Raw genomic sequence first — 12,800 nt, forward strand, 5'->3', positions numbered from 1 at the left:
GAGAAGAATATGAGCGGCATAAGAGATAAAGTTGCTGTAATCGGAATGGGATGTACAAGGTTTGCAGAGCATTGGGATAAAAGTATAAACGATTTATTGGTCGAAGCTGCCTATGAAGCTTTTGAAGATGCAGGTATTGAACCATCAGATATCCAGGCTGCCTGGTTTGGTACGAAGGGGTCGGCTGATTCTGGAACGGCGTTGTCAGCGGCATTAAAGACACAATATATTCCCATAACACGAGTGGAGAATAAATGCGCGACCGGATCAGAAGCATTTCGTAACGCTTGTTATGCCGTAGCTTCTGGAGCGTATGATATTGTCTTAGCCATTGGTGTGGAGAAACTGAAGGACAGTGGCTATAGTGGACTTGTCGGGGGCACATCTTATACTGACGGAACAGAACCGCTGTTAACAGCCCCATCTGCTTTCTCTTTACTTGCTCCTGCTTATTTTAATAAATATGGCGTTAATCCGCAGCAAGGGAAAGAGGTATTGAGTCGAATTGCCTGGAAAAACCATCAAAATGGTGCGTTGAATCCGAAAGCTCAATATCAAAATGAAGTTTCGATGGAGACAATTATGAATTCTCCCATCATGGCAGCCCCCCTTGGTATCATGGACTGTTCAGGTGTCTCGGACGGTGCGGCAGCAGCCATCATTGTACGGTCAGAAGATGCCCATAAATATCGGAAAGATCCTATGTATGTAAAAGCTCTTTCCATTGTCTGCGGACCAAATGATGGAGGACTGAAACAAGGATTTGACTTTACTCAAATCAATGAAAATATGAAAGCAGCTGAAGCTGCCTATAAAGAGGCAGGAATTAAGAATCCTCGTAACGAGATTCATATGGCGGAGGTTCATGATTGCTTCACTCCTACAGAGTTAATAATCTATGAAGATTTAGGTTTTAGCGAGCGCGGACAAGGATGGAAAGACGTGTTAAATGGGGACTTCGATCTTAACGGCAGACTTCCGGTAAACCCGGACGGCGGCCTGAAGTCATTTGGACATCCAATAGGGGCCAGTGGGTTACGGATGCTTTATGAAATGTATCTCCAGTTCCAAGGAAGAGCAGGTAAACGCCAATTGGATAACCCGAAAATAGGTCTGACCCATAATCTCGGTGGATTCCCTTGGCATTGTTTATCCTTTATATCAATAGTTGGAAAAGAATTATCATAAAAGGTGGAGAACGAATTTGACATTACTAACGGGATTAAAGATTTTAGATTTTTCTGCTTTGCTTCCAGGACCTTATGCGACGATGATGCTTTCTGATCTTGGAGCTGAAGTTTTGCGAGTGGAAGCACCCGCAAGACGTAATCTGGTTAAACGTAATGCAATTGATTCTCTAAGACCTGATTATCTTAATCGATCAAAGAAGGCACTAGCCTTGGATTTAAAAAAGCCAGAATCGGTGGAAATCGTAAAAAAATTAGTAAAAGAATATGACATCGTAATTGAACAGTTTCGTCCTGGTGTCATGGATCGGCTGGGTGTGGGTTATGAAGCATTAAAGGAAGTAAATCCAAAGGTTATTTATTGTTCACTTACTGGATTTGGACAAACAGGACCTTACCGTAATCGTCCTGGGCATGATAATAACTATTTATCCATTGCTGGGCTTGCAAGCTACTCAGGTCGAAAAAGTGTCGGACCAACACTATCGGGAACCCAAATCGCTGATATTGCCGGAGGTTCCCTACATAGTGTCATAGGTCTATTGGCTGCGGTCATCTATCGCGATCGAACCGGCAAAGGACAATGGCTTGACATCAGTATGACGGACTGCTCATTTGCATTAAATGCCCATTCGGGTCCAGGTTATTTGGCAGGCGGAGCCATCCCTCAATTAGAAGAAACGTCATTGAATGGCGGATTATTCTACGATTACTATGAAACAAAGGATGGCCGTTATTTCTCAGTAGGAAGCGCAGAACCTCAATTTAGGAAGCTTCTGTGTGATGCTATTGGGCAAGGTGATTTGTTTGAGCTCAGCTTAAGTATGGAGAAAAATGATATCCGCACTTTTAAGGAAATAGTACGAAAGGCGTTTCTGACAAAGACGTTTGCTGAATGGCAGGAAATTTTTGCGGAGATTGAAGCATGTGTAGAACCTGTACTTTCCCTTGCAGAAGCATGCGAGCATCCGCAGCTTGTTGCGCGGAAAATGGTCGTAGAGGTCCCAAACCCTGAGGGGGGCTATCAAAAGCAGATTGCCTGCCCGATTAAGTCAAATGAATTTACACCTGAGTATAAACACATCGGACTGGAGCTCGGAAAGAACACGGAGGAAATTTTACAAAATCTTGATTTACATGCTGAAGTACTTAAAAAAGATTAGTTGTGAAAACGTTGTATCCAGGGGAAGACACTTCTCCTGGATAATACATATATATGGTTTTTATGTGCAAAAATAGATACACAGTTGAATTGATACTATTAAAAAAGCAGGATTATAGAGGGATAATTTTTTTGGCATAGTTTGTGCGTAAATCATTATTTTGAATTAAACAAATTTAGAGCTGATTTTGTTTACAGGAGGTGAAAAAGCAAGAATAGGCGTTTGATTAATATAGTGTTATTATATTTCGCTTTATTTGACAGAATATGTGGCATTTGTGTGTGAAGTTTGGGAAAAAAAATAGTCTGTATGCTATTGAAAACCACATCATGAGATAAACGATCTACAGATTTAAACTATTGGACGTATTTTGATTTAAATTTTTGGAATAATTTTTCTATTATTACAATTTTCTCAAAGAATAATTTAATTTAATAGAAATGGATGGATAAAGAATGATCGTAACAAAGTTATTAATTCGTAATATTAAAATAAATCCAACCCAAACGGCCATATTAGAAGATGAAAATAAATTTTCATATCTTGAGTTCGGTGAACGGGTAGCAAAACTAAAGAATGCGTTAGTAGAGATGGGGGTCAAAAAAGGGGATCGTGTCGGGCTATTAATGCTAAATGATTTCCGGGTCATGGAAATCTTCTATGCCTGTACGGCAATAGGTGCCATCCACGTCCCGCTTAATTTCCGTTATTCTACAGAGGAACTTGAATTTGTCATAAATGACAGCGGTATCAAAGTTTTATTTTTACACAAAGAGTTTAAAAACCTCGTTCCTATACTTCGTGAAAAGACTCCTTGTGTGCAGCAATATATTTTAGCCGAAAATAATTCAATCGAATCGGAACTTAAAAACTATGAAAATATGATTAAAAATCAGTGTGCAACAGCACAAGAACTACATTTCGATGATGTTCAGGAAAACGATGTGTGCGCACTTTTCTATACAGGAGGAACGACTGGCCGGGCTAAAGGTGTCATGATTACCCATCGAAATTTTATGAGTTATTTTTACAATACGAACGCAATTCAGAATATAACCAAAGAATCAAGGGTATTGCACACTGCACCGATGTTTCATCTGGCAGGGTTTGGCCCGGCATTCACAACCATTGCAGTTGGCGGGACGAACACTACGGTGAAAGCCTTCACGTTAGAATCTTTAGTAGAGTCCATTAAAAAATATCAGCTGACGCTCGTATTGATGGTCCCAACCATGATCAATATGATCATAAATGATCCAAAATTAAATATTGAGGATTTAAGCTCACTAAGAAAAATTCAATACGGCGGTTCCCCAATGCCACTTGGATTATTGCAAAAAACGATGAAATTGCTTCCTAATGTTGAGTTTCAACAAGGGTATGGTATGACAGAAGCGGCACCAACGCTGACGGTTTTAAACCATGAACATCATATCGTCGATGGAACGGAAAAAAGTATCAGAAGATTAAGATCCGCAGGACAAGTGGTCTACGGAGTGGAGCTTCGAATAGTGGATGAAAATGGGATGGAAGTTGGACCAGGACAGGTAGGAGAAGTGATCTTTAGAGGGCCAAATATGACAAAAGGCTATTGGAACTTACCGGAAGAAACAGCAACTGCGATAAAGGATGGCTGGTTCTACACGGGTGATATGGCGATGATGGATGAAGATCATTTTATCTACATTGTAGACAGGAAAAAGGACATGATTATCACAGGTGGAGAAAATGTCTATACTACGGAAGTGGAAAACGTACTCCATAAACATCCAGATGTTATAGAAGCTGCCGTAATCGGTATACCTGATGAGAAGTGGGGAGAAGCGGTGAAGGCCATTATCGTTAGGAAACAGGGGGCATCCGTTACAGAAGATGAAATAATCCAATTTGCAAGAGCTAGTTTAGCAGGATATAAATTACCGAAATCGGTTGAATTTAGAGAGGAACTTCCGAAATCAGCAGCTGGAAAAGTATTGAAGCGAAAGTTGAAGGAAGAGTATTGGAATGGGTCTTGGCGGCCTGTGAACTAGCCCAAAGTTATTATAGAAAATTAAATGACTAAGCAAGAGCGAAGCATAACTTCTTTCTAACCGAAAAATGGAGGAACCAAAATGACAACTATGAAAGCAATCGATGAAAATGTTTTAACTGAAGAATTATTATGGAACCAAGTGTTTCAACAACTTGTGAAACCTGATAAAGCAGAAGAACCGACAGAATCTGAAACTTTAATAGCTAAAAAAGAAAACGTAATAAAAAAGAGCCATAAAAAAGCAGCAAAGCATTTTTATTCTTTAAAAATTTGCTTTGCTGCTTCTTTATATTAATCTAAGCGTTCATATTTAATATTTTCATTTTTTTATAGAATTGTGAGCGGCTAATACCCAGTATTTTTGCAGCAGCAGTACGATTTCCGTTTGCCACTAGTAAGGCAGATTCAATTGCCTCTCTTTCAGCGTCACTAACCTTTTTCCTAAAAGTAGAATTCTGCTCATTTTCTTGATTTACAACTATATTACTAGCTTCTGAGAGTGCATTTATTGTTACCATTTCTCGACTTGTATTTTTGGTTATTAAATAATCAGGTAGATGCTCTGATTCTAACATTGTCCCATCCATGCAATTCATAGCACGTTCAATGACGTTTTCTAATTCTCGAACATTTCCTGGCCAGCGATGATCCATAAGCAGGGAAAGTGCATTTCGACTTATTGTTATTTCCTCAATCCCCATCATGTGGCTAAACTTTTTTGAAATTGATTGTGCTAGAAGAGGTATATCTTCGGCACGTTCTCTTAATGGAGGGATTTGAAGAGGAATAACATTCAGTCGATAGTAAAGATCTTCACGAAAATCACCTGAAGAAACCATTTCTTCCAGGTTTTTGTTTGTTGCAGCAACAATTCGCACGTTTACCCGGATCGTCTGATTACCGCCTACCCGCTCAAACTCCCGTTCCTGCAGCACTCGAAGCAGTTTAACCTGCATGGATAATGGCATGTCGCCGATTTCATCCAGAAAAATGGTACCGTTATCTGCCTCTTCAAATTTTCCTTTCTTACCACCTTTTTTAGCACCAGTAAAGGCACCCTCTGCATAGCCAAAAAACTCTGATTCCCAAAGTTCATTCGGAATCGCCGCACAATTTACCTTTACGAATTTTCCGTGTCGACGTGATGCATTGTGAATACCGCGGGCAAATAGCTCTTTACCTGTTCCGCTTTCTCCCAATAATAGAATGTTGGAAAAGCCTCGAGCTGCCTGGCGTGCCAAATTTTTAAGCTGTGTCATGGCGAAATTATTGGATAGAATATCGTCAAGATCAAACTCTAATCCTCCAAGTATAGAAAGTTCCGTACGATAATAGGAAACTTCTTTCTCTAAGTTATCCAATCGATTGATCACAGATTTCCATTTGGTCAAGTTTCGATAAATGATGTGGGCAACGGCCCCGATCACTTGATCTCCACGACGAAGTTGTGCCCGTTTAATCATACAGTGATGCTTTCCCAGCACAGCAGCAGTGGCTTCGATATTTTTGGTTTGAATCCCATCTACTAACATTTCTTCCAAACGTAGTTCAGGAAATGTTTGATGGACAGGCTGTCCTATTAATCTATCTTTAGGCATATTAATAAAATCGCAAGCCGCTTGATTTGCCATACATATATTTCCATTTATATCGATCCAAACGTATCCATCTGAGTTATTATCAATAACAGATTGTAAAGCTAAATGTAATTGCTGGGTTAACTCAAGTTCTGAAGCAATTGCCTCATAATCTTTAAAATCCTGTATCAAAAGAAGTCCACGCCAAGAGTAGTCTTCAGATAGGAAATTGCAATTGACAACAAGTTTTTTTTCTTCTAAAGTCACTTGGCGGAGAAGGGGTTCCTTTGAGTGAAAATCGATAGATGAAACAATATCTTGTAATTCAGGAAAAAATTCGGATAAAGGTAGTCCCACGCATGATTTACTTGAAAGTCCACAAATGGATTCCGCAGCTGGGTTCATTAAAACGATATTACCTTGTCTATCGATAGCTATAGCACCAGTATGCATTTGTTTGAGTGAATTTAAAGAGCTTACAACTGAGTGATACTTATAAAGTGTGAAACTGTTTATTTCGGCTTGGCCTAAAATACCAGTAACATGGTTGGATTGTGAAACAACGATTGCATGAGAGATTTGATGCCTCTGAAAAAAATCAAAAACTTCTACTACATTGTTATCCTCTTTTAGTGTAAAAACATCACGAATCATGTACTCCTCAATGAATGTATCTATAGAACAGTCATTTAATAAAGCCTGGTAGAGGGAATATCTACTAATGGCGCCAAGCAGCTCGTTGTTAGCGTTGACAACAGGAATCAGACCAATTTTATCTGTATGAAAAATTTGTAATGCCTCGCGTAATGTACTCTTAAATGAAAGCGTTTTAATATTTCGGTTCATTGCTTCACTTACCTGCATAATATTAACTCCTTGTCTTTTTTTAATAATTTGTATATGAAATGAGACAATTATTTTTTATTCTATAGTTAATTTAGAGTTAATTGTATCAAAAACGAAACAGTTTACTAAAGTCATAATACCACACAATCTTTTTTTTTGGAAAAAAAATTGAATTTAAATTTAATTTTTTAAAATGGTAGATATTTTTCTGTATTCAATAAGAGATTTTTTATCTTCATTTATGGACGATTGTAAGAAAAGTGAGACATTATTTGTTTTAATAATGTCTAAAATTATTAGTTTAAAGAATGCTTTACTTAATTTAATCATTGTCAGCATATCTAGATCATTATGGCACAGTTATTGCATGCTTCATGATAGATAAATAGAGATTTTAGAAAGGAGGAAAATCAATGCCTAGAACCATTGAATTACCCCATGTCAAATCACCTCCGCACTTAGAAAAACTGAGAGAGGAGGTTCGTCAATTTATCGCAGAGGAATTGAAAGCTGGCAGCTTTGAACCAGAATGCGATGCATTGATGGGTGGGTATAACCCTGAGTTTACCAAAAAGCTTGCACAGAAAAAATGGCTTGGGATGACCTTGCCGAAGGAATATGGCGGACATGGACGCACTGCATTAGAACGATTCGTTGTCATTGAAGAACTATTGGCTGCGGGTACACCATTATCTGCTCATTGGATTGCAGATCGTCAATCTGCCCCATTGTTGGTACACTTTGGAACTGAAGAACAAAAACAAAAATTCATTCCGCTCATTGTTAAGGGCGAACTCTATTTCTCTGTTGGGTTAAGTGAGCCGAATTCTGGTTCTGACCTCGCTTCGCTTTCGTGTAGTGCGAAAAAAGTGGAGGGAGGCTGGGTGCTGAACGGGAGTAAAACCTGGACAAGCGGTGCACATCATAGTCATTATATGATTACGCTTTGCCGGACTTCGCCACGTACTGAAAATAAGCACGAAGGACTTAGTCAGCTGCTTGTAGACTTGACTTCTATGGGAATCACTATTCGTCCGATTTATTTCATGAATGGGGATCACCATTTTAATGAGGTTATTTTTGAGGATGTTTTTATTCCAGATAATATGGTAATCGGTCGAATTGGGTATGGTTGGCAGCAGGCCAATACGGAGTTAGCTTATGAACGAAGTGGTCCGGAACGTTATTTAAGTACGTATCCACTTCTTATAGAGCTTATACGAGTTTTACAAGAGAAAGGTCAGGATGAGAGAGTTCAAATAGCTCTCGGGGAGTTAACTGCACAGCTATGGACACTTAGAAAAATGTCATTTGGCGTGGCCATGCTCCTAGAGGACGGTGCCAATCCCCATATTGAAGCAGCTTTAGTCAAAGACTTAGGTACGAGATTTGAACAAAATATTGTAGAGGCAGCAAGATCCATGGTCGCTTCCACCCCGTCTATGACCGCCTCTACCCAATATACCAAATTACTAACACAAGCACTCTTTCATTCAACATTATTTACTCTCCGAGGAGGAACAACAGAAATAATGCGCGGGATTATTGCAAGGGGGCTTGTTGGGCGATGAACGATATCCGTGAAATGATGATGAATACCGCCGAAAAAGTTTTTCGGGACCGATGTACGAAAGATTTACTACATGACGCTGAAAAAGGGTTATGGCCACAAGGACTTTGGGATATTGTGGAGGAATTAGGCTTTACATCCTTAGGGGTGGAAGAGGAATCTGGCGGTACTGGAGGAACTTTAGGAGACGCATTTTGTGTGCTTCATTTGGCTGGAAAGTATGGAGTTCCACTGCCACTTGCAGAAACATTATTGGGAAATTGGCTGTTATCAAAATCTGGAATGTTCATCGAGGCAGGACCATTGGCCATTGCTCCTATCAATCGGAATGATTCGTTTCATTTTCAGAAAAATGAGGAAGGGTGGCTAGTGACCGGGGAGGCTCAGAACATCCCCTTTGGACGCCATTCTAAGAAGTTAATTGTCATTGGAACATCTGAACAAGGGGTTCTCATAGCCAAGATTGATTCGAGTCAATGCCACTTTCAAGAAGGGTTAGGTATAAGCTGCGAACCAAGAGACAATGTCTATATGAATAAGATTCAAGTTTCATCATGGGATGCTGTACCTTTACCAGGGAAAATTCATCCAGAATCATTATATATGTGTGGAGCTTTGACACGGGTGGCGTTAATGGCAGGCTCAATGGAAAGAATATTAGAGATGTCAGTCAATTATTCAATGGAAAGAGTGCAGTTTGGTAAGCCAATTGCCCATTTCCAGGCAATTCAACAACAACTGGCCGTACTTGCTGGTGAAGTGGAGGCAGCCAAAACAGCATCTATCTATGCATATGAGTCGGAAAATTCCGAATTTATGGAAAAAGATATTATGATGGCAAAAATTCGAGTCAGTCAGGCAGTTGGTATAGTCACTTCGATTGCTCATCAGATCCATGGTGCAATGGGAATAACAGATGAATACCCTCTACATTATTTTACCCGCCGGTTATGGTCTTGGCGTGAAGAATTTGGCAATGAAAGCCAATGGGCAAATCAGCTGGGTCAATATGTACTCGACAAAGGTGCAGACAGCTTCTGGTCTGCAGTACTCTCTTAGGACTGAACTTTACAACTTTGTGTGTGCACAATCATTCTTAAAAAACGATCGTTAATACAGGAGGAATTGCACATGAAAGGGAAATTAGTTTGGATGACGGAACCTTTGAAATTTGAAGTGAGAGAATATGATCTGCCAGAAACTATTGAGCCTGATGCTGTGCTTATCGAAGTTCTGCAGACTAATGTTTGTGGGTCAGATTTGCATATAGCAAAAGGAAATCTTCCCCATCTAAGATGCGGTGGTATAGGACATGAAGTAGTAGGCCGAATTGTCAAAATGGGAGAAAGAAGAACAACGGATAATGCGGGGCAGCCTGTAAATGTAGGAGACCGTGTAGTACCGACCTATATCGTATCATGCAACAATTGCAGTTATTGTCTTCAAGGACTTTATTCCAGCTGCCTTCATTCAAATAAGTATATGGGGAAGCAAAACATCGCCCCATATTTTCATGGCGCAACATACGCAACCCATTATTACATTCATCATGACCAGTATTTTTACAAAGTTCCAGAGGGGATCACGAATCAAGAAGCTTCCAGTGCTAACTGTGCGCTGACCCAAGTATATTCTGCTATCGATAAAGCGAATGTAAAGCCAGGAGACTCCCTAGTTATTCAAGGTGCTGGTGGTTTAGGCATAAATGCGTGCGCTGTGGCAAAGGAAAGAGGAGCAAAGGTCATAATAATTGACACGGTTGACTCCCGGTTGGAACTGGCCAAAAGGTTTGGAGCAGATCACGTTATTAATATGGAAGGATTAGACCTCCGCGGGCTTACAAAACGGGTCCGTGAACTAACAAATGGTATGGGTGCAGATTTTGGAATGGAAGTGGCTGGTGTACCAGCAGCATTTTCTCAAGGTCCTCATCTGCTTCGTAATGGCGGAAAATATATTGTGATGGGAAATATTTCGATAGGACAAAAGGTTGAGGTTGATCCAGCTATTTTGATTCTTAAAGCGATTAAGATTCTTCCCTTCGCAGGGTATGAACCAATGTATCTTTATAAGGCGTTACAATTTTTGGAAAGGAATGTAAATAAATATCCCTTTAATGAACTAACCGATGCTGCCTTTACACTGGAAGAAGTAGCAGCTGCTATTGATAAATCAATAAAGCGAGAAGTGACGAGAGCGACAATTGTGGTTAATCAATAAGAAAGAGGGGAAAAACAATGCTGACAACTAAAATCGCCATAAAAGAGAGTTACGGTCATTTTATAAATGGAGAATGGACAAACCCAGTAAATAACCAATATTTTGACGAGTATAACCCTTCAACGGGTGAGAAGATTGCTTCATTTGCCCGCGGGGATCAGGAAGATATCAATCGAGCTGTTCAAAATGCAGAAGAAGGCTTCAAAGCATGGTATGCCTTAGAGCCTTATCAACGTGGTCAAATCATGATGAACGTTGCTAGTTTGTTACGAAAGCATAAGGCAGACTTTGTTTATATGGAGTCAGTAGATGTTGGAAAGCCGCTTTATTTAGCTGAACTGGAACTGGAGATGTGTGCACGTGCATTTGAGTACTGTGCAGGGGCAGCAGATAAAATTTTTGGTGAAGTTATCCCAGGCTCTGCTAGACAATTAAGTTATTCTGTACGAGAGCCATATGGTGTAACAGCTCATATTACACCGTGGAACTCACCGCTATTAGTTGGAACAAGAGGTTGTGCTTCTGCCTTGGCTGCTGGTAATTCAGTTGTTATCAAAGTTGCCGAAAACACTTCACTATCGACATTAGAATTTGCCGCGCTTTGTATAGAAGCTGGTGTTCCTTCTGCAGTGGTAAATGTGGTAACCGGTTATGGCAGGGAAGCTGGAGCTGCTCTAGTTAATCATCCTAAAATAAGGAAGATATGTTTTACTGGATCGGTTCAAACAGGTACATCGATTATGAAGGCTGCCGCTGAACGAATTGTACCAGTAACGTTAGAATTGGGCGGGAAATCTCCTAACATTATTTTTGAAGATGCAGATTTACGTTCAGCAACTGCAGGTGCGATCCAGGCATTTATCGTCAATACGGGACAGGTATGTGCGGGAGGAACACGGTTACTAGTTCAAAGATCCATTGTTGATACATTTACGGAGAGATTGGCGGAAGGATTGAAACAAGTTACGATTGGAAATGGTGTAGAGAATCCAACGATCGGTCCTGTAGTATCAGAAAAACAATTAAGTCGTATTGAACATTATGTGAAGCTAGGACAAGAAGAGGGAGCAGAATTGGTGTGCGGAGGTAATAGATTAACAAATGGGAAGCTTAGGAACGGATTTTTTATCGAGCCGACCATTTTTAAGAATGTAACTAGCAGCATGACTATTGCTAAAGAAGAGATTTTTGGACCCGTATTGTCAATTATCCCATTTGATACAGAAGAAGAGGCCATGGATCTTGCCAATGATACGGAGTATGGTTTAGCAGCAGCGATATGGACGAGTAATATTAAACGAGCACATCGAGTGGTTAAGCAAATACAGGCTGGACAGGTATACATTAATGATTACTTGCCTAGCGGTGCTGAAGGGCGACCTTTTGGAGGATATAAAAAGAGCGGCATTGGCAGGGAAGGCGGAATGGCCGGTATCTACGGTTTTACCCAAACCAAAACCGTAACCATAAAATGCTAGTTACAAACTCAAGGTCACTTTAATGAATGACTTTACACATAAAAACGAACTAAAATCACATCATAGGGGGAATTACCATGACAGAGCAAAGAACATTTGATCCATATGGAATGCTATCTAAATTAAGTACTGAAACAGAAAAACAACTAAATGGAATATTTTCTTTATTGACAAATAATCGTGAATTCACTCGATTCTTAAGCTCTGCTTCAAATTCAAGTGCTTTGTTTCAGGAGAAGTTTAATAAATATAAAGATTCTTTAGAAAGTCAATTAAATTTACCTACTAAAAATGACTTAGTCAATATTTCAAAATTAGCTATTCAAACTGAAGATAAACTTGATTCGTTAGAAGAACAAATTTTAGATCTGCAGGAATCATTTAACTCCTTTAAAAAAGAAATCGAGGGAATTGTTGAAGTTTCTAATGACATTATGAATCTAACAAAGCAGCTAAAAAATGAGCTATCCAAAACAAAATCAGAAATAGCAGAAATGAGAAAGATCCGTTTAGAACTGCAAGAAATGAAAAATGAGTTAGCAAGCATAAATAATTTAAAAGAGGAGATTAAAAGTCTTTTTGATATGATGTTAAAAAATGAAATGCAGCCAAATGAACGTGACGGTGATTTAGTTTCGACAAATACAAAAGGATAAGAAATAATCCTATTAACAGAAAAGAAGAAAGGGATTTCTCCTGTCTCCTTTCTTCTTTTGTGCGCTTGGCA

The 12,800-nt window shown here is 39.5% G+C and carries 10 protein-coding genes; 9 read left to right on the plus strand and 1 reads right to left on the minus strand.

Translation table 11 applies throughout. The features are described from left to right. Positions 1 to 9: 9 nt before the first annotated feature. The 4 genes from ACIFOT_RS15890 (at position 10) to ACIFOT_RS15905 (ending at position 4,677) form a co-directional block, all read left to right on the plus strand. Positions 10 to 1,188, plus strand: coding sequence for an acetyl-CoA acetyltransferase (locus tag ACIFOT_RS15890; RefSeq protein ID WP_430066182.1), 1,179 nt, complete (start codon positions 10 to 12; stop codon positions 1,186 to 1,188). A 16-nt stretch (positions 1,189 to 1,204) separates the two neighbouring features. Beyond that, positions 1,205 to 2,350: a CaiB/BaiF CoA transferase family protein gene (locus ACIFOT_RS15895; protein WP_430066184.1), complete on the plus strand. Its 1,146-nt coding sequence runs from the start codon at positions 1,205 to 1,207 to the stop codon at positions 2,348 to 2,350. Positions 2,351 to 2,805: 455 nt separating this feature from the next. Further along, on the plus strand, positions 2,806 to 4,380 hold the full coding sequence (locus tag ACIFOT_RS15900) for a long-chain-fatty-acid--CoA ligase (protein ID WP_430066186.1): 1,575 nt from the start codon (positions 2,806 to 2,808) through the stop codon (positions 4,378 to 4,380). Positions 4,381 to 4,461: 81 nt separating this feature from the next. Then, positions 4,462 to 4,677, plus strand: coding sequence for a hypothetical protein (locus ACIFOT_RS15905; protein ID WP_430066188.1), 216 nt, complete (start codon positions 4,462 to 4,464; stop codon positions 4,675 to 4,677). Position 4,678: 1 nt separating this feature from the next. Here the strand turns inward: ACIFOT_RS15905 and ACIFOT_RS15910 are convergent, their stop codons facing one another. After that, complete coding sequence (locus ACIFOT_RS15910; protein ID WP_430066190.1) at positions 4,679 to 6,823, minus strand: sigma 54-interacting transcriptional regulator; 2,145 nt, start codon at positions 6,821 to 6,823, stop codon at positions 4,679 to 4,681. Between the two features lie 395 nt (positions 6,824 to 7,218). On the opposite strand from ACIFOT_RS15910, the gene ACIFOT_RS15915 reads away from it, so the two are divergent. From ACIFOT_RS15915 to ACIFOT_RS15935, 5 genes are all read left to right on the plus strand, one after another. After that, the gene (locus tag ACIFOT_RS15915) at positions 7,219 to 8,376 is read left to right on the plus strand and encodes an acyl-CoA dehydrogenase family protein (protein WP_430066192.1); all 1,158 of its coding nucleotides are present in this window, start codon (positions 7,219 to 7,221) and stop codon (positions 8,374 to 8,376) included. Beyond that, positions 8,373 to 9,434, plus strand: a complete 1,062-nt coding sequence (locus tag ACIFOT_RS15920) for an acyl-CoA dehydrogenase family protein (RefSeq protein WP_430066194.1) — start codon at positions 8,373 to 8,375, stop codon at positions 9,432 to 9,434. Before ACIFOT_RS15915 ends, ACIFOT_RS15920 begins: the two co-directional genes overlap by 4 nt. A 72-nt stretch (positions 9,435 to 9,506) precedes the next feature. After that, positions 9,507 to 10,595: a zinc-binding dehydrogenase gene (locus ACIFOT_RS15925; RefSeq protein WP_430066195.1), complete on the plus strand. Its 1,089-nt coding sequence runs from the start codon at positions 9,507 to 9,509 to the stop codon at positions 10,593 to 10,595. Between the two features lie 17 nt (positions 10,596 to 10,612). After that, positions 10,613 to 12,073, plus strand: a complete 1,461-nt coding sequence (locus ACIFOT_RS15930) for an aldehyde dehydrogenase family protein (RefSeq protein WP_430066197.1) — start codon at positions 10,613 to 10,615, stop codon at positions 12,071 to 12,073. 77 nt (positions 12,074 to 12,150) lie between these two features. Next, positions 12,151 to 12,729: a polyhydroxyalkanoate biosynthesis repressor PhaR gene (locus ACIFOT_RS15935; protein WP_430066199.1), complete on the plus strand. Its 579-nt coding sequence runs from the start codon at positions 12,151 to 12,153 to the stop codon at positions 12,727 to 12,729. Positions 12,730 to 12,800 lie beyond the last annotated feature (71 nt).

It is taken from the genome of Neobacillus sp. NRS-1170, assembly GCF_050468025.1.